Source organism: Clostridium puniceum, from assembly GCF_002006345.1.
Taxonomy (GTDB): domain Bacteria; phylum Bacillota; class Clostridia; order Clostridiales; family Clostridiaceae; genus Clostridium; species Clostridium puniceum.
Genome location: NZ_LZZM01000237.1, coordinates 1 through 19,504, shown reverse-complemented (window position 1 = coordinate 19,504; position 19,504 = coordinate 1). Strand labels below are relative to the sequence as shown.

Below are 19,504 nucleotides of genomic sequence, written 5' to 3'. Positions count from 1 at the left end.
CTAATTTTATTATCTCTTTCTTATATTCTACAGAAAACTCTCTTCTCTTACTCATTTGATAAACACATCCTTCTTTATTGTTATTATAACGTCTTTTCTATGTGTCTATCAAATAGGGTATACTCCACACCGTTTTATCCTCATTTATATATAATTTAATATTACATACATCAAAACTCAAACCATAAGTATTGGGCGACACAAAGTCGTTATATAGTACGTTGTTTAGGGAAAAATGTTTTATTATTGTCGTAGATGCATATGCAGAAGAAACTGCAAATATTAATTGTATAAAGATGTCACTATAATTGTTTATATATATTATTTTATTAGATATATTCCATAACAGTATTATATCAGATGTAATTTGAAAAATATTGAATTTAATTTGGAGGGAAGTTTATGGCAAGAAGAAATTATGGTGTAAAAACAAGGTTGTCTTAATCAATAGATGATCTTGTTTTTTATATTTAAAATTTAGATTTTACTTTGGAGAACTTGGAATTGATAAATAAGAAACAATAGATAATTTATTTATCTAAAAGTGATGGTTAATAAATTTATGTCCTTAGCTGATTATATATATTACGATTTTAAGTATAAGATGCATAAATTTACAATTTTATAATAATTATAAAGTATTATAAAATTAAATAAATAAATATAATAAATTCAAAAAATATACAAAAATACTTGAAAAATTTTTTTCTTAGGTATAATATGTAAATATAGTAATAAATTACTAACTAAAAACAAAAGGAGGATATTTAAATGTTAAAATTATCAATTGAAGAACAAAAACAAATTCTTGGAGGAGGATGGAAAGCTACTGTTTATGATAGATCTGGTAATGTTTTGGCAACACAACGTTTTAGTTCAGATTCTGGAGCAAGACGTTGGGTAAATAAAAACTATCCAGGCTATAGGGCTACTGTAGAAGAAGTGTAGTAAGAGTGTGATTGTAATTATATAACAATCTAATATTGCTATTTTAATTGTTATGCATGAAAAGCTGATTTCATTTTGAAATCAGCTTTTCTTACAAAAATTGAATAAAATAAGTGGCTAATTATTATGAAAAATAAAAAAAGGTGAAATTATGAGTATACTAAAAAAATATTATTGCGTAAAACAACATGATATACAAGATTGTGGACCTGCGTGTTTAGCGACAATATCTAAACAATATGGATTAAAGCTTTCTGTATCAAAAATAAGGGAAGCTGCAGGAACAGATTTAGAGGGAACGTCAGTTTATGGAATTGCACAAGCTTCTAAAAAATTAGGGTTTAGTACAAAAGCGGTACGAACATCTAAAAAAGAAGAAATATTTAATAACCTTCCAACTCCATTAATAGCACATGTCATTATAGATGATGTATTGCTTCATTTTGTTGTAGTACATAAAATTACAAAGAAATATATATTAGTAGCTGATCCGGGAAGAGGAATGATTAAATACAAACCAGAAGAATTTTTTAAAATATGGAGTGATGTTTTAATTTTTTTAACTCCTACAGCCAAATTTGAGAAAGGAGATAAGACAAAAGGAATTTTTCAAAGATTCTGGGGGCTTATAAAAGTTCAAAAAGGTCTTTTATTAAACATATTTATAGCATCTATATTAATTACAGTTTTAGGTATATCAGGTTCATTTTATTATAAATTTTTGATAGATGATATATTACCTAATAATCTTGGAGTTAATTTACATTCAGTATCTATAGCCATGCTTACATTAATGTTCTTTAAAATAATAACTGATTTTTTTAGAAAAATGCTGTTATTATATATGGCTCAAAACATAGATGTTCCATTGCTGCTTGGATATTATAATCATGTTATAAAACTTCCTATGAACTTTTTTGGTACAAGGAAAGTAGGAGAAATTATTTCAAGATTTAATGATGGAGATAAGATAAGAAATGCTATTTCATCAGTTACATTAACTTTAATGATTGATGTTTTAATGGCAGTTGTAGGTGGAGTTATTTTATATCTTCAAAACGTGAAATTGTTTTTCACATGTTTTGTTCCAATAGTTTTATATCTAGTATTAGTATTTGGATTTAAAAATAAATTAAAAAAAGTTAATAGAAAAGTTATGGAAGATAATGCTTCTCTAACATCTTATTTAGTTGAATCATTGGAAGGTATAGAAACTGTAAAAGCTTTTAATGGTGAAGGATTAGTGCAGGTGAAGACAGAAAATAAATTTTTAAAGTTTATGAAAAGCTGTTTTAAACATGGATGCACTTATAATGTACAAGAAACATTAATGGATGTTGTAAGTGGAGGATTTGGTATATGTTTATTATGGTTTGGAGGAAGTCTTGTTTTAAAAGGAGAAGTTACTATGGGAGAGCTTATAAGCTTTAATGCACTTCTTGCTTATTTTATTCAGCCTATAGGAAGATTAATAAACTTGCAACCACAGCTTCAGGGGGCAATAGTTGCCAGTGATAGATTGGGAGAAATATTAGATTTGGAATTAGAAAAATCTGAGGATGAAAGTATAAGACCTAAAACTCTTGCCGGAAATATATGTTTAAAAAATGTGAATTTTGCATATGGAGTTAGAGATAATGTTTTAAATGACATAAATATTAATATAAGTAATGGACAAAGAATTGCTTTAGTAGGAGAAAGTGGTTCAGGAAAAACAACAATTGCTAAGCTTTTAATGGGATTTTATAAAGTTAAGCAAGGAAAAATAATATTAAATAATTATGATATAAATGATATAAATAAAGAAACTTTAAGGAGTAAAATAAGCTATATTTCACAGGATTCTTTTTTCTTTTCAGGAACTATAAAAGAAAATCTAGAGTTTGCAGGTGATGGTGTAACTTATGAAGAAATGATTGATGCTTGTAAAAAAGCTCAGATGCATGACTATATAGAAAGCTTGCCATTAAGATATAAAACTCCTTTGGAGGAAAAGGGATCTAATCTTTCAGGGGGACAGAGACAGCGATTATCTATAGCAAGAGCATTATTAAAGAAACCTGAAATATTAATAATGGATGAAGCAACATCCAATCTTGATTCTATAACTGAACGAGCTATACAAAGAACTTTAGATGAATGTACAGAGAATGTCACTACAATAATTATAGCTCATAGATTAAGCACTATTAAAAAGTGTCAAAAGATTTATGTTATGGATAAGGGTAGAATAATTGAAGAAGGCAGCCATAGAGAACTATTGAATAAAAAAGGATATTATTATAAATTATGGACTGAACAGACATTAGATGATGAAGAACAGAAAATAGTGTCCAATAGCATATAGGAGGAAGCTAAAGTGAGATATAAAATTGAAAACTTAGAAGATTTAACAGATGCTAAAAGTTTTATGAATGGCTACTTAGCTTCATGTTCATATAAGTTTCTAAAATATATAATTTATATAATAATCGCCATTTTGATTTGTATAGTAACATGGTCTTTGTATACAGAAAAATATGTTGCAATAAATGCTTTTGGTGAAGTAGATACTAATAATAATGTTTGTAATATATATATTGAAAATATCAGTATTGGAAGCATAAAAGAAAATGATGAGGTTCAGATAGAAATAGTATCTTTATCAAGAAATGATTATGGTGTGATAAATTCTACAATAGATAGTATAAGTAATGATGTAATAGTTGATCAAAGCAATGGCAAAAAATACTACACAGCTTCTTGTATCCTCGATAGTAACGTTCTTAATGATAAAAATGGAAATATTGTAGAGATAAAAAATGGAATGGAAGCTAAAGTTAGTGTAATCAGTTATAAAACATCATATTTCAATTATATATTAGAAAAATTAAGATGATATTTATCTCATTTAAATACAAATTAAAATTCAAGTTTTAAAGTATTATTTTAGATGCTAGTGGTTAGTTTACATTCTTATGAAAAAACTCAATTGAATGTACAAGCTAACCTTTTCATTTATTTTTAGATCTTCAAGACATTTATAATAAGGTTTTTTATCCCTGTCTTTTGTAGAAATATGATGGGAAATAATCTCATTGTTAAAAGTATCTAAAATATAGATCCATTTATACATTATATTACCTTGACGTATTTTCGTCATATCAGATGCTACAATTTCTAATGGCTTTTTTGCATGCCATTGTAATGGTTTAGACATCGGTCATTGATAAAGAATTAGAATATGATACACCAACATTGCAGAACAAGTGTCCAGCAAATTGTACAAAATGCCAAGATATTTGCCCAACAAAAGCCATTTTAGAACCCTTTCATAATAGTAGATATTGCGAAACATTATTTTATAATATAAAATTGTAACGCTGCAATAATATACTATATGCTATTTAAGCTTAGATGTATAATTTATGAGAATACTTTGAAAGGAGCTTGATCCATGAATATTACATCTTTTCTTATTTACTGTATTATTGTTACAGTTACTCCTGGGCCTACAAATATTGTAATATTGTCTGCAGTAAATAATTTTGGGACAAAAAAAGCAATGGAATACACATATGGAGCAACTATTACGTTTGGTTTATTACTTGTTATTTCAGCTATGTTAAATACTGTACTTATAGCGGTAATACCAAAAATTTTACCTATTATGCAGATAATCGGAAGCCTTTATATTATCTATCTTGCTTATCAAATATATAAAATGGATACATCAAAATCAACTGTAAAACAAACTGCAACCTTTATGTCTGGCTTCCTTATGCAGTTTGTAAATCCGAAGATCGTGCTGTTTACAATGACAGTAATTCCAAGCTTTGTTATGCCATACTACACTACACCATCTACTTTGGCGATATTTATTACAAGCATAACAATTATTGGATTTATGGCATTTATTACATGGATACTTTTTGGTACAATCTTTAAGGAATTTTTACAGAAACATCAAAAGACTGCTAATATAATTATGGCATTATTTCTAGTTTATTCTGCAATAATGGTATCTGGTGTAGGTGAACTAATTAAGAGGTGATTTATGTGGATAAGTTTACATATAAAAAATCAGCAGGTATTACTGCGTTATCAGCAAGTTTTGCTGATTTCAAATATAAAAAGCACTCTCACAAAGAGTATGCATTAGGTGTAACATTGCGTGGTATTCAGCAGTATAACTTGGATGGAAGTTTTCAATCATCATATAAAAATGGTGTTATGCTTTTTAATCCAGAACAGCCACATGACGGAATGGCACATGATAAGACAGGTATTGATTATGTTATGCTATATATTGAGCCAACATTATTTTTAGAGATTCTTGAAAAAAAGGATATAGTCCGTTTTTCTTCTCCTATTATGTATGATTACAGAATTGAACAACAAATATTAAGTCTTTCTAATGCAATATTAACAGAAAAAGATGAGGCATTGTGCAGTGAATTACTTTTATCTCTTGCAGATAGCTTTACTCAAACTAATCTTTGTATAAGTTACAAGAGAGAGGATACTTTAATCAGAAAAGCAAAGGATATGATTCATTGTAACTTAGAAAATGTATTAAGACTTGATGATATTTGTAAAGAACTTAATATGTCAAAATTTCAGTTTATCAGATTATTTAAAGCCAATACTGGAATTTCACCATATCAGTATTTTCTTAACTGTAAGGTAGAGCTTGCAAAAAAGTTAATAGAGAAAAACAGAGATGTTTATTCAGCAGTAGTAGAATGTGGTTTTGTTGATTTAACGCATTTAAATAAATATTTTAAAAGCATATATGGGATAACAGCATTTGAATATATGTCACACTTAAATTGAGGAGGAATTTTTAAGATGGAAGTTGTTAACAAGATAGTAGTTATAATCAGACATGACCTTTTGGTATGGCAAAAACTAAATGTTACAGCATTTTTAATGAGCGGAATTGGCGGGACTCAAAATATTATCGGAGAACCTTATGTTGATGGTGACGGAGTAGTTTACTTGCCGATGTCACAACAACCCATTATGATTTATTCTGCAAGTAATCAGGAGTTGAAAGAGTTACTTAAAAAGGCTATTACTAAAGAAGTTAAGATGACTATCTATACCGAAGAAATTTTCAATACCTATAATGACACGGACAATCGTGCAAAAGTTGCAGAGTATAAAACTGATGACCTAAACCTTGTAGGTATTGGAATGATAGACAAGAAGAATCATATTGATAGGCTGACAAAAGGACTTAAATTACACGATTAGATAAGTAGAGCAATATAGTGCTTATTAAGAAGTATTTTTCTTAAAAGGTGAATTAAGGGAAGTCAAAATGGCTTCCCTTAAAAATTTATATATTTTCTACACTATTCTTCAACAGCATTAGGAATTCTGGTAATTTATTGTTTAAACGGTGTAAGCTTATTTAGTGGAAAACATGCAACTTTAGAACTAATTTCAATTGCAGGAGGAACAATTTTGTATATGCTTTTGGTTTGTTGGATATTTTAATTAATGAAGGAGTGTTTTATATGAAAACAGAAAAAATTGTACGTACTCTTGTTTTAATTGTTATTTGCATTTTGGTAATTCAGATTTTTCTTTCTATGTTAATTCTAATGCTCAGTGGAAATCCTAATAGTAGAATAGGAAGTATAGCGTCAATTTTAATTATGGTGCCTGGAATCATATTTGGCTTATTTTTAAGTAAGTTATTTGAATTGTTTATAGGGATAAACTTTGTAGAAATGTATTACAGGTTTTATTCTTTTGACAAAACTAAAAGTTTAGATAATGATGATGAGATTTAAGATAACTTTAGCCCCTTTTTAGTATAAATGCAATGATAATTTATTTATTTCACAAGCATAGCTAAGGTGATACATGTCTAGTGAATAATATGATATTCGCAATTTGTGTTATAATTAACAGCAGTATTTGCAGCATCATATACTTTATGAATATTGTATAAAATTATCTTTATACTTTTATACAATAATGATAGAATGTATTTCTTTAATATATAGTAATATATTAGAATTTTTGAGAAGGTATTGGTAATGAAATATGATAGATGCAAAAATATTAATAGAAAAAGCATTTGAAGCACAAAAGTTTTGCTATACTCCGTACTCTAATTTTAATGTAGGTGCAGCTTTACTTTGTGTTGATGGGACAATATATCAAGGATGTAATATAGAGAATGCAGCACTTACACCTACAAACTGTGCAGAAAGAACAGCTTTCTTTAAAGCAATTTCTGAAGGGAAAAAAGATTTTACGGCTATAGCAGTAGCAGGTAATAAAAAAGGAGTAAAACCTGGAGATGGAGATTTTTGTGCGCCTTGTGCAGTATGTAGACAAGTTATGGCAGAGTTCTGCAATTTAAAAACTTTTAAAGTGATTATTGCTAAAAGCACGGAAGAATATCTAGAACATACATTAGAAGAAATTCTTCCTTTCGCATTTACTAGTAAAGATTTAGAATGAATATATATTGAAAGGTTGAGAAAATAACTAATGAATAAAATTTTCATAGATTTTGATTGCACTATTTCAGATTCAGTTAAAACATATTGTAACGTGTACAATTTACTTTACAAAGAACAAGATGGATTTATAAAGGCTAATCATAGTAAAGTGAATAGATATGATCTTAAGGACCAATGTAATTTAGTAGAACATCAAGAAGATATATTTTCAAGCGGAGAGTTTTTTAAACATTTAGAATTTATGCCTTATGCTAAAGAGGTTATTGAAAGATTAGGGAGTAAATATGAATTGGCAATTTGCTCAATTGGAACTTTAGATAATATTTCTCTTAAGGCAAAATGGATCAGAGCGAATCTATCTTTTATAAATAATGTTATATTAATTTCTAATATTGTGAAAAGCCAAGGAATAAAGACTGACAAAAGTATTGTAAATATGGAAGATTCAATATTTATTGATGATCATTCAGAGAATCTTCTAAGTAGTAATGCCAAATTAAAAATATGTTTTGGGAAGGAATATGAGTGGAATAAAAATTGGACAGGACAAAGGTGTCTTGACTGGAGAGAAGTTGAAAAGTTATTGCTGTAATTTCATAAAAATAAACAGAAGATTCAAATATCACATTATTCAGAAAATGGATTTGTGATATTTTTTTTCTGAATAATTCTAATACCAAGTGAGGTAATTTAGATGTTTGATTATATAAGTTGTAATTTTAAATATTACACGACTAGAAACAGAAAATGGTTAAAATTTAAAAATAAATTTGTTAATATGAAATGAGTCTAAAGCTATAAATCAAAAAGCATTCAATTGTAAATTATTGGCGGCGGAAATGATTTTGCTAGGCGTTAATAAAATAAATAGTAACATACATACGGGGATATGAATGCTACTATTTATTATTTAATAAGGAGATATTTTTCAAAAAACTTTATCAATATTATAAATTTATTATAGTATGCTATTATGTCAGAATCGTGGCAATAGAGGAAAATTAAAATAAATTTTTTACAAGAACTTATTTTCAGAATTATTTAAAAACTCATCTTTGATATATTAATATCAAGTAAAAGTTGAATCCTTATTATGTTGTATAAATGGTTTAATGAATATATAATTATAAAATCTAATTAATAAATTTGAGCAAAGAATTTAATAAGGAAGTGATTAAAAAAATGAATTATAGAAAAAGAAATATAGTTATAGCATTAATGGTAGCAATGTTTTTAGGAGCAGTTGAAGGAACGGTTGTAACTACAGCTATTCCAACTATAGTAAAGGATTTGCAGGGATTTGAAATTATTAGTTCAGTTTTTTCGGTATATTTATTAACTTCTGCAATTTCTACACCTATATATGGTAAACTATCAGACTTATATGGAAGAAAAGATATACTTTCAATTGGAATAATGATATTTTTAATAGGAAGCTTTTTGTGCGGATTATCACAGAATATGTATATGTTAATTGGATTCCGTGCAATTCAAGGTATAGGTGCAGGGGCAATATTTACAGTTACATATACAATCATTGGAGATGTATTTACTCTAGATGAAAGACCAAAGGTTCAAGGGCTTATAGGTACAGTGTGGGGAATTGCAAGTCTTATAGGTCCACTTTTTGGTGGAATTCTAATAGATATGTTGTCTTGGCATTGGATATTTTTTATAAATATTCCTTTTGGGATATTATCAGTTATACTTATTCAAAGAAATCTAAAGGAAAACCTTAAGAAGACAAAGCATAATATAGATTTTGCAGGAATTATTACTTTATCTATGGCAATGAGTATATTTTTAAATATTTTTATATCAACTGAAACCATAAGTTTTAATCATAACATATTTACTGTGATATCACTTTTGATAACTATTATACTGCTAATTGCATTCTATAAAATAGAGAGAAATGCAAAAGAGCCGATTTTCCCTTTTGACATATTTACAAAGATAAGCACAATTGTAAATTTAGTGAGTTTTTTAGCTTCAGCTGTTTTAATAGGTTCAAATGTTTATTTGACAATATACATGCAAAATGTACTCGGTTTTAGCGCCAAGATATCAGGATTAGCTCTGGCTCCGATGTCAGTTGCATGGCTTATAGCTTCAATAATCTTAGGAAAATGTATAGTAAAGTATGGAGCAAAAGTAGTAATATTAATATCTAATTTTATTTTAGTTATTAGCGCAATATTAATAACTACCTTAGGTATAAATTCTTCATTATTATTAGTGTTAGGTTATGTATCTATAATGGGCTTTGGATTTGGTGGAGCTTTCACAACTTTAACTATAATTGTTCAAGAATCTGTAGAATATAACAAAAGAGGTGCTGCAACTGCTGCTAATTCACTTCTTAGAACATTAGGCCAGACAATTGGTGTAAGTGTATTTGGAAGTATATTTAACTCATATATAGTTAAATACTTTACTGAGTTAGGTATAAATGGAGTAGACCCAAGTAATTTATATAATTCCTCGATAGCTAACACTGCTATTAGCATTGAACAGATAAAACTTTCCTTAAACAGTTCTTTGCATGTTCTATTTATAATACTTATAATGATATCTATTTTATCTTTAATTTTATCAATAATAATGCCCAAAATAGAAAATAAATTTAAGATAGCAGCGTAAATATTTGGATTAGTATGTAAACCTGACACCGATTAGACCAAATGAGTCTAGGTGTCAGGTTTTCTGTTTTATTTAATATTTTGTTATTAAGAATTTAGTAGAAAATTAACAAGCTTTTATTTTTAAAGGATAAAGTAAAAAAGTAATTTCTGTAGAATTAATCGATAAGATTCAATTTGTTTTTGGATTTTTACTAAAGGGAATAAGAAATTTAAAAGATACAAATTTGTTATCATAAATTATGAAGAAATAAATAGAAATTAATTATGCAAAATGATAAAATTTTAAATGGATAACAAACATACCATAGCTAATGTATATTGCTTAATTATATTTATAATTATTAACAACAAACTAAATATAAGGTTTGCAAGATAAGTATTATATATTTAAATTACATAATAATATAATTACATAGTTTTAAATTACTAGAATGGAGGAAGAAATGAAAAGATTATTAACAGTTTTTTTAGCAGTGGTTGTTTTTACAGCATCTATGGTATTTGTTCCTAATAATCAAACAGCATTTTCATCAGCAAAAAAGGTAGTTGTTATTGATCCAGGACATGGAGTTGGTGGCAACAGGGGATATGAACTTCAATCGCCAGATTCTAGCATTACTAAAATAAAGGATGGTGGAGGAACAGAAGGGATTACAACTGGAGTTCCAGAGTACGTTGTTACATTAAAAGTGGCAGAAAAACTAAAAGCTTTATTGGAGCAAAAGAATTATACTGTTATAATGACAAAAACTCAAACGTCTGAAGCTCCTGGAAATATTGAAAGAGCAGAAGTTGGAAATAATAATAATGCAGATTTAGTTATTAGAATACATTGTGATGGAATGGATAATCAAAGTATAGCTGGTGCATCAATGCTTGTTCCAGCACCAGTAGGATATGCTAGTAATATAAGCAGTATAAGTGCGGAATATGGACAAATTATACTAAATGATTTAGTTTCAAATGTTGGAATGGATAACAGAGGTGTAGTGGAAAGAAGTGATTTAACGGGATTTAATTGGTCTAAGGTTCCCGTAGTGTTAGTGGAGATGGGATTTATGTCTAATCCAGAAGAAGATAGGCTGCTAAATGATTATACCTATCAAAATCAATTAGCAAATGGTTTATACAATGGAATAGTGCATTGTTTAAATAAGAGCAAATTAGGATGGAATCAAAATAATGTAGGCTGGTGGTATTGCACTGATGTAAATAATGGATATTATTATACAGCAGATAATGGATGGAAATATATAAATGGACAATGGTACATTTTTAATTCAACAGGATATGCGCTTGATAATAACTGGTATACAGATCCAACTAATGGACATAAGTATTATTTAGATTCAAATTGCATGAGAGTAAGAGGAGAAAAAGATAAACCATTTTGGCTTTTAATAAATAGATCATACTATGGATTTAATGAAGATGGACAGTTGTATGTAAACTGTACAACACCTGATGGTTATAAAGTAAATGAAAATGGGATACGAAGTAATTAAATAAATTTTAAGAGCTGAAAGCTAGATTTTATATAGTTTTCAGCTTTATTATATTGAATTAAATCCTAAGATCAAGATCAATTATGCAATTTATGTTATAATTGAGCCAATAAAATATTACTATTATAGTCAATTTATACGAAAGTTTAATAAAACAATACTGGTATTAGATTTTAAAGTTTTACAATAAAGGCATATAGGTGGTGTTAATATGAGGGAAGTGGCTAATCTAATTAACTATGTTGATAATAAACTTTTACCTAATATAGATATGAAAAGTGTATGCTCCTTTGAGCCAATCGTTGTAGATTATGTTCCACAACCATGGATATTACTTGGAGTTGGAAATTATGCGGCAGGTTTAACTCATCCTGATTTCCCTGAATATGTTGTAAAAATATATGCACAAGGAAGAGCTGGAATTAAAGAAGAAATTGAAGTATACAGCAAAATAAAAAGTCATCCATCTTATTCAGAATGTTTTTATTATACTGAGAATTACTTAATACTTAAGAGGCTCAAAGGAAAAACATTATACTCCTGTATAAATGAAGGAATACAAATTTCAGAAAGTGTTATTAAGGATATAGATGAAGCGCTTAAATATGCCCAAAGTCTAGGATTAAATCCTCATGATGTACATGCTAAGAATGTTATGATAGTTGAAGGCAGAGGCGTAGTTGTTGATATATCTGATTTTACTAAATCTGAAAAATGTGTTTTATGGAAACATTTTAAGAAAGCGTATTATAAAATATATATTCCTTTATTTTACAAACATCATCCTGCTATTCCTGAGTTTTATTTAAATATAATTAGAAGAGGTTATAGGCTATTTAAGCGAAGAAATAGAAATCAAGAATGAGTTGTAAATGAGGGTTTTTAACAAAATAGTTTTACAAATATTATGTATACATTATTGTAGAAAGTTGTAAATATTATAACTTATAGTATGTAATTGTAAAATAATATACTATAATATTATTATAAATTTAAGATTACAGAACAAGTGTGAGGTAAGAATGGAAATTTATATTTATAAGACTTATGAGGAATGGTTTGATGACAAACCTACAGAAATTATTGAGGGTGATGTTAATTCTATATATAATGGAGTTTTAGTAATTAATACAGTTATTGATCATAAAAGTTATAGACAGATATTTTCTCTAAAGAACAATTTTGCAGTCATATATAAACTTTCTTATGGATTTTTATCTTATGCGAAAGAAATTAATATTTATTCAAGTATTAAATCTTGGCAAAATTCTACACCGGAAATTAGTTTTATGGGAGAAGTATGTGAAAATGAATGTGGAGATAGTCATTTTGTATTTATAGCTCATGATGGTTTTAAACAAAGTATATCACTAGATGGAATTTATGCTGTAACATATGAAAGGTAGGATTATATGAATCTACAGGAAATAGATTTACGAAATATCTATAGAACATGGAAGTCAAATTTAGGACCGTTTCAAGGATTTTTTAGGAGCACACCATTTGTTTCATTACAGACATATGATGATTTTGAAATTGAGGAAGAAAACCTAATTAAATATGATCAAAAAGCAATAGATATCATTATAGAAAATTTGAATGAAAACAATTTTCTTATTGTGGATCTACTCCTCAAAGAAATTTTGAACTTAGCTTTAGTTTTAAATAATGAATATTCTATAAAGCCAATTTTAAATATTAATCTATTATTTCATCCATTTGGAATAATAGGGAGTAAAGACAACATCAATAAATTAATTAATAATGGATTAAAATTAAAAAAAATAAACACAGATAAGTTTATTATGATGATTCCTTATGATAGATATAATGAGGAAGCTGGTATTGATGATTCTAGCAATAAGTTAAACAATCAATATGGTATAGGGGAAGATGATCTGCCATATGTTAATATGTTAAAAGAATTAGGGTATAGCCAAGTGATTATCTTAACTAAAGATAATATTAAAGAAGATTTAAAGGATTATGTAAATTTTATAAGTAAAGATATAAGGGTAGAAATAATAAAGGTGATATAATAATGAAAGATTTTAGGGAAATAGTAAAAGAAAATAAAAAAAGAGCATTATCTATAGCTGTAGCTACAGCATTTTTAGTTAGTGGACCATTAGGGATTGCAGGATGTTATAACCCTCAAGAAAAAAAAGATGAGGAAAAAAATGGAGGTGGATCTGGTGGAGGAGGATACTATGGAGGTTGGCATGGTTTTAGTGGAGGTTCATCAAGTTCAAAGTCCTCAAGTGATGGTTCGTCTATAAATAGTGATTCATCAAGTAGCAGTAAAAGCGGTATAACAAGTTCCTCAAGTGGGAAATCTTCAGGTTATTCTGGCTCAAAGGGTGGAAGTTCATCTAGTTAATTGGTATAGGAAGTGAGTTACTCCATGGAAAAACAAATTAAATATACTGAGGATGTTTTATTTAATAATTATATGGTAAGTTCTCTAGGGGAAGAGTATGTCCATTCACAAATACCTTTCTATTTTGATGAAGAAACTTATGAAAAGATGGTGTTTTATAGTGAAAAAATAAATAGAATTTCTTTAAATATATTACAAGGTATTACAGATATACATAAGGAATTATTAGATTATTTTGATGATTTTCAGTTTAAAGATAAAATATTCAATTTGAAATGTCCCATAGCACCTATGTTTTGGACAAGATATGATACCTTTAGGGATGAGCAAAATAATATTTATTTTGCTGAATTTAATTATGATAAACCTTGTGGACAAAAGGAAATGCATCTGGCGGGAAAATGTGATTTTGAGGGAAACTTAAATGCAGAATTTATGGATAATATTATTAAGGAATTATTAGAAATCTGTTGGAATTATTCTTCTATGAAAAATTCAGAAGAAAAGATTAATGTTGGTTTTTTAATGGATCCTTGTCACTATGAAGAATTACATCATAGTTATTATTTTAAGCATATTTTAAAAAATACTAATATTAATATAGTACAGGTAGGACCAAGTAATTTATCAGTTAAAGATGAACAGGTTTATGGATATTCTAATATTAAGTTACCAATAGTTTTAAGATTATTTCCTACAGAGTTTTTTTATGAAATTTCTAATATAAATGAAATATTAGAATGTGTTGATAAAGGGAAGGTTTTATTAATAAATGATCCTAGAATTATTGCAATTCAAGCAAAAGGATTTTTTGCTTACTTGTGGAATTTAGTAAAAGAGGACTCTAAGCTTCTTTCTTTAGAAGATAAAGATGTAATTAGTAAATGTATTCCTTATACTGAAATACTAAAATCCAATTATATAGAAGAGGTAATAAAAAATAAAGATAAATATGTTGTCAAATCTTCTTTAGGAAGGTATAGCCAAGAAGTTTATATAGGTAAGCTTTATACACAGAAAAAGTGGGAAGACAAAATCAAAATTGTCTCTGAGAGTAATAAGATACATATAAGACAGGATTTAATAAATATTAAACAAGAATATACTTATAAACCAAGTGCTTATAATATGAATATTCCGACACTAGCCTTTGGAAATTTTGGTGTTTATATGATAAAATATAAGACACAAGGATTTTTGGTTAGATGGAGTAAAGATTTCTTGACTAATGACAATTACACTTGGATGTGTCCTCTTGGTGTTAAATCATTCCCTATTTCAATAAGAACACCTAATTTAAGTAATAGAAAAGAGCTTTTGGAAGATGTATTAGAAGAGGCTGCATTTAAATATAACTTTACTGGTGAATATACAAATATTAATGAATATATATCTTTAGATTCATTAATTATAAAAGAAAATTTATACGAAGAAATGTTAAGTACAGGTTATAAATTTTGTGAAATACTAAAAAGAATATATCCTTATATCCAAAAAAATATGAATCTTTTTGGACCAATATTAGGAATACCAGAAGAACTTTATAAACTAGTTTCTACCTCATTAACAAATGAACTTTGTGCTTTGGGGAGAATAGATTTTGCAGTAGATAACAATGGAGATTTAAAAATTTTAGAGTTTAATTCGGAAACTCCAGCTGGTTTAGTTGAAGCTATAGGAATAAGTACTATAATAAAAGAAAAGCTTAACATTGAATATGAAGATTTGAATAAAAATCTTAGGGAGTGTATAAGAGAATCATTTAATTCAATACTAAAAGATTTTAAAAGAAATAAAACCATTAAAAATATTGCAGTTGTAACTTCTTGGTATTATGAAGATATATACACAACTAAAATCATAGCTAAAATATTAGAGGAGTTAAGAGAATATAATATTATATTTGGAAATATATATGATTTGAAGGTAACTGATAATAGACTTTATCTATATGGAGAGGAAATTCATGCATTGTATAGACATTATCCGTTAGATTGGTTTTATTATGAAGAGGAAATGAAAAAGATCATTGCTCCTTTAAATTCTGGAGACTATTTGATAAATCCTGGACATACATTAATAACTCAATCTAAAGCACTTTTTGCGGTAATTCATGAGCTTGTTGGAAAAGGATTTTTTAACATAGAAGATGAAAAATTCATTTCTAAATATATACCTTATACATGTCTAGAGTTAGATAATAAACTTTCTTTTGATTTTGTAGTTAAACCATATCTTTCACGAGAAGGTTCTGGTGTTGAATTAAGCTATAATGGAAATTTTAAACAAAGGGAAGATATTATATTTCAAGATAGAGTTAATATTAAACCTTTATATGAAAGAGTTTATTCAACAATAAAAGAAGAAGATAAATACCAATTCCCAGTAATAGGGTTATATGTAACGGGTGGCAAACCATCTGGAGTATTTACAAGAATGGGAAATTTTATAACTAATAAGAATGCTATATATATGTCTACATATATCAAATAAAAATCAAAAGGAATGCTCTTAATTTTGTATTTGATTAGCGGAACTTTTACACAGTGAAATCTATGATTTTGTTATTCGAAGTTACTCGGTGCGCTAATGCGAGTTGAGTTTCTAGCAAATAAATAATGAGGAGGAAAATTTTAATGAATAATGTTTTAACTAATATTGGAATAAGTATTATATTCGGGTTTATAGGAATTGCACTTTTAGTTTTTGGATACTGGTTTTTTGATCTAGTATTAACAAAATTAGACTTTAATCAAGAATTAAAAGATAAGAATGTTGCTATGGCAATTGTTATAGCAGGATTTATGATTGCTATTGGGATTATAATTGCAGGAGTAGTATCTTAACTTAGATTTTACTTAAGAGTAATTATTTAGTATGTTTTGATTAATAAAATTGTAAATAAAAACACCTTTGAAAGAAAAGATATATTGCAAGGGTGTTTTTTTGTTTTATTTTTTTAAAATCATGTATTATTTATGTCAATAAATTAAATAATACTACTAGAGAATTATTAATAAAAAATATTGTTAAATACATGATTTTTTTATGTTTAAGTTTTTATAAAAAACTATTAATTTTAAATATAGTAAGTAAAGAGAAAAAAGGTAAAGGAGGGGGATTATGAAAAACAATTTACTAAAGAAAATAACATTACTAACAGTAATATTAATTTTAAGTATATCAGTCACTTTAAATAATTCTGTATATAGTTCAGTTATTAGTAGTAATTATAGTTCAAATTCTAATCAAATAGAAACAAACGAAAAAATTAGATTACAAGATGATTTTTACAATGCTATAAATAAAGAATGGTTATCAAATGTAAAGCTTCAAGAAGGAAATATTTCCTATGGGACATTTGAAGAAGTATGCGGGAAAGTAGATAATGATATATATAACATAATAACAGACATACAAAAAAATAAAGATACTTATGATAAAAATAGTGATGAAGTTAAGGTATTAAATTTATATAATAACTATTTAAATATGGAAAAAAGAAATGAGTTAGGAATAAAGCCTATAGAAAAGTATGTGAAAAAAATAAATAACATATCTAATATAAGTGATTTAAAAGAAATTTTAAGTGATAGTGAATTTTCATATTTTCAAGGCTTAATTAATTTAGATGTTGGTGCAGATTATAAAGACAGCAATAAAAATATTTTATATATAACTCGTAACAATCTTGGTTTAGGAAATTCGTTTTACTATAAAGAATATAGAGATAAAAACAAAGATATACAAAAAGTTTATATAGATTATTTAGCTAAGTTACATATCTTATATGGGGAGGATGCAGCAGAAGCAAGAAAAAATGCTGAAAATTTTTATGATATTGAAAAGAGCATTTCTATAAATATTCCCTCATATGAAGAAGAGGCTAAAGATGAAAAGAGAATACAAAAATCCTACAATACATATACTATGAAACAGTTAGAAAAGTTTGTACCGAATATAGAGTTTACTAAATTATTATCTAAACTAGAAATAGAAACTCCCAATAAAATAATAGTAGAAAATCCCGAGGTGTTAAAACTAATTGATTCCTTACTAATTGAAGACAATATAGACAGTATAAAAAGATTCCTAAAAACAAGTGTATTGTTAAGTACAGATAATTTATTAACGTCTGAACACAGAGAAGCTAGTAATCAATTAAGAAAAATATTTTATGGAGTTGACACTATCGAATTTAATGAAGGGTGTGGAATTAAATTTATAAATGGCCAGTTAAATGAAATAGTAAGTAGAATATATGTTAATAAATATTTTGATAAGGCTTCGAAAACAGATGTAGAAAATATATCAAAAGAAATAATAGAAAATTTTCAAAAAAGGTTAAAAAATATTTCATGGATGGGGAAAGTTACAAAAAATAAGGCACTTAACAAATTAAAAACTATTAACGTAAAAGTAGGTTATCCTGATAAATGGAATGATTACAGTGATATAAAAATTAATTCTTATAATGAAGGTGGCAATTTAATTGAAAATGTAATAAGTATTTATACTTCACAAAGTAAAAAAGAATTTTCTAAATTAAATAAGCCAGTTAATAAAAGTGAATGGAACATGGGAGCTTGCACAGTGAATGCATATTATAATGCATTAAATAATGAAATTGTATTTCCAGCAGGTATATTACAGGCTCCGTTTTATGATAAAAATGTAAGCAAAGAAAAAAATCTTGGAGGGATTGGAGTTATTATAGGCCACGAGCTTACTCATGCTTTTGATAACACAGGAGCTCAATTTGATGAAACAGGAAAATTGAAAAATTGGTGGAATACTAATGATTATAAGGAATTTACTAGTAGAAGTAAAAAGGTAATAGATTACTATTCTCAGTTAGAAACAAGTGATGGAAAAATTGTAGATGGTTTTTTAACAGTTGGAGAAAACATAAGTGACTTGGGCGGAATCGCCTGTGTTTTAGATATAGTAAAAAAGATAGAAAATCCTAATTTAAAGGAGCTATTTGAAAATTATGCAACAATCTGGAGAGAAGTTTCGACAAAAGAATTAAGAGAATATTTATTAAAAAACGATCCTCATGCCCCTAAAAAAATTAGAGTAAATGCAGTTTTATCACAATTTGAAGAATTTTATAAAACTTATAATATAAAAAAGGGAGATAAAATGTACGTAAATCCAGAGGATAGAGTTGGAATATGGTAAAAATCAGTTTTTTACTCATAAAACATTACCTAGCGTATCACGTTATGAATAATTGAGAAATATTAAGAAAAATAGATTAAATGAAGAATAATTCCTAAAAAATCAGTCAGAATAAAAAGTAGATAGAATATATGATGATATAATAAATTCTGTTGTCACGGAAGTTGATGAAAAATGCTGAAAAAGAAAAAAAGTGTTGACATTAACTTGAGTAGATGATAAGATGAATGAGTTGCTTGAGAGCAGCAAGATCTTTGAAAATTGAACAGAATATATAAGTACATTTAAGTAAACCAGCAATTTTTATTTGAGTAAGCTAAGATTAAACTTTTAATTGAGAGTTTGATCCTGGCTCAGGACGAACGCTGGCGGCGTGCT

19 protein-coding genes are annotated in these 19,504 nt (G+C 27.3%); 18 read left to right on the top strand and 1 reads right to left on the bottom strand.

Annotated features, from left to right (window positions below; translation table 11 throughout):
• The first annotated feature begins 771 nt into the window (after nt 1–771).
• From CLPUN_RS27320 to CLPUN_RS25865, 3 genes are all read left to right on the top strand, one after another.
• The gene (locus tag CLPUN_RS27320; RefSeq protein WP_143329133.1) at nt 772–948 is read left to right on the top strand and encodes a hypothetical protein; all 177 of its coding nucleotides are present in this window, start codon (nt 772–774) and stop codon (nt 946–948) included.
• A gap of 151 nt (nt 949–1,099) precedes the next feature.
• On the top strand, nt 1,100–3,295 hold the full coding sequence (locus tag CLPUN_RS25870; RefSeq protein WP_077850070.1) for a peptidase domain-containing ABC transporter: 2,196 nt from the start codon (nt 1,100–1,102) through the stop codon (nt 3,293–3,295).
• 12 nt (nt 3,296–3,307) lie between these two features.
• Nucleotides 3,308–3,826 (top strand): beta-barrel domain-containing protein, encoded by a 519-nt coding sequence (locus tag CLPUN_RS25865; RefSeq protein WP_077850069.1) that lies wholly within the window; start codon nt 3,308–3,310, stop codon nt 3,824–3,826.
• Between the two features lie 69 nt (nt 3,827–3,895).
• Here CLPUN_RS25865 and CLPUN_RS27875 read toward each other — a convergent pair whose 3' ends face one another.
• Entirely contained in the window at nt 3,896–4,147 is a 252-nt protein-coding gene (locus tag CLPUN_RS27875) for a hypothetical protein (RefSeq protein WP_077850068.1), read from the bottom strand.
• Between the two features lie 237 nt (nt 4,148–4,384).
• Between CLPUN_RS27875 and CLPUN_RS25855 the strand changes: the two genes are divergently transcribed.
• The 15 genes from CLPUN_RS25855 to CLPUN_RS25785 all read left to right on the top strand — a co-directional run bounded on the left by CLPUN_RS25855 (nt 4,385) and on the right by CLPUN_RS25785 (nt 19,126).
• Nucleotides 4,385–4,981 (top strand): LysE family translocator, encoded by a 597-nt coding sequence (locus CLPUN_RS25855; protein WP_077850067.1) that lies wholly within the window; start codon nt 4,385–4,387, stop codon nt 4,979–4,981.
• Nucleotides 4,982–4,986: 5 nt separating this feature from the next.
• Complete coding sequence (locus CLPUN_RS25850) at nt 4,987–5,763, top strand: AraC family transcriptional regulator (protein ID WP_077850066.1); 777 nt, start codon at nt 4,987–4,989, stop codon at nt 5,761–5,763.
• A gap of 15 nt (nt 5,764–5,778) precedes the next feature.
• Complete coding sequence (locus tag CLPUN_RS25845) at nt 5,779–6,186, top strand: DUF2000 domain-containing protein (protein WP_077850065.1); 408 nt, start codon at nt 5,779–5,781, stop codon at nt 6,184–6,186.
• 266 nt (nt 6,187–6,452) lie between these two features.
• Nucleotides 6,453–6,731: a hypothetical protein gene (locus CLPUN_RS25840; RefSeq protein WP_077850064.1), complete on the top strand. Its 279-nt coding sequence runs from the start codon at nt 6,453–6,455 to the stop codon at nt 6,729–6,731.
• 256 nt (nt 6,732–6,987) lie between these two features.
• Nucleotides 6,988–7,410, top strand: a complete 423-nt coding sequence (locus CLPUN_RS25835) for a cytidine deaminase (protein ID WP_077850063.1) — start codon at nt 6,988–6,990, stop codon at nt 7,408–7,410.
• Nucleotides 7,411–7,440: 30 nt separating this feature from the next.
• On the top strand, nt 7,441–8,004 hold the full coding sequence (locus CLPUN_RS25830) for a 5' nucleotidase, NT5C type (protein ID WP_077850062.1): 564 nt from the start codon (nt 7,441–7,443) through the stop codon (nt 8,002–8,004).
• A 590-nt stretch (nt 8,005–8,594) separates the two neighbouring features.
• A complete protein-coding gene (locus CLPUN_RS25825; RefSeq protein ID WP_077850061.1) occupies nt 8,595–10,055 on the top strand; it encodes an MDR family MFS transporter in 1,461 nt (486 codons plus the stop codon).
• Between the two features lie 445 nt (nt 10,056–10,500).
• Nucleotides 10,501–11,562, top strand: a complete 1,062-nt coding sequence (locus tag CLPUN_RS25820) for an N-acetylmuramoyl-L-alanine amidase family protein (protein ID WP_077850060.1) — start codon at nt 10,501–10,503, stop codon at nt 11,560–11,562.
• Between the two features lie 211 nt (nt 11,563–11,773).
• Complete coding sequence (locus CLPUN_RS25815; RefSeq protein WP_077850059.1) at nt 11,774–12,427, top strand: protein kinase family protein; 654 nt, start codon at nt 11,774–11,776, stop codon at nt 12,425–12,427.
• 157 nt (nt 12,428–12,584) lie between these two features.
• Nucleotides 12,585–12,968 (top strand): hypothetical protein, encoded by a 384-nt coding sequence (locus CLPUN_RS25810; RefSeq protein WP_077850058.1) that lies wholly within the window; start codon nt 12,585–12,587, stop codon nt 12,966–12,968.
• A 6-nt stretch (nt 12,969–12,974) separates the two neighbouring features.
• Nucleotides 12,975–13,601 (top strand): normocyte-binding protein, encoded by a 627-nt coding sequence (locus CLPUN_RS25805; RefSeq protein ID WP_077850057.1) that lies wholly within the window; start codon nt 12,975–12,977, stop codon nt 13,599–13,601.
• A gap of 2 nt (nt 13,602–13,603) precedes the next feature.
• Nucleotides 13,604–13,942 (top strand): hypothetical protein, encoded by a 339-nt coding sequence (locus tag CLPUN_RS25800; protein ID WP_077850056.1) that lies wholly within the window; start codon nt 13,604–13,606, stop codon nt 13,940–13,942.
• Between the two features lie 24 nt (nt 13,943–13,966).
• On the top strand, nt 13,967–16,435 hold the full coding sequence (locus tag CLPUN_RS25795; RefSeq protein WP_077850055.1) for a glutathionylspermidine synthase family protein: 2,469 nt from the start codon (nt 13,967–13,969) through the stop codon (nt 16,433–16,435).
• Nucleotides 16,436–16,578: 143 nt separating this feature from the next.
• Complete coding sequence (locus tag CLPUN_RS25790) at nt 16,579–16,788, top strand: DUF350 domain-containing protein (protein ID WP_077850054.1); 210 nt, start codon at nt 16,579–16,581, stop codon at nt 16,786–16,788.
• Nucleotides 16,789–17,065: 277 nt separating this feature from the next.
• On the top strand, nt 17,066–19,126 hold the full coding sequence (locus tag CLPUN_RS25785; protein ID WP_077850053.1) for a M13 family metallopeptidase: 2,061 nt from the start codon (nt 17,066–17,068) through the stop codon (nt 19,124–19,126).
• The last annotated feature ends 378 nt before the right edge of the window (nt 19,127–19,504 follow it).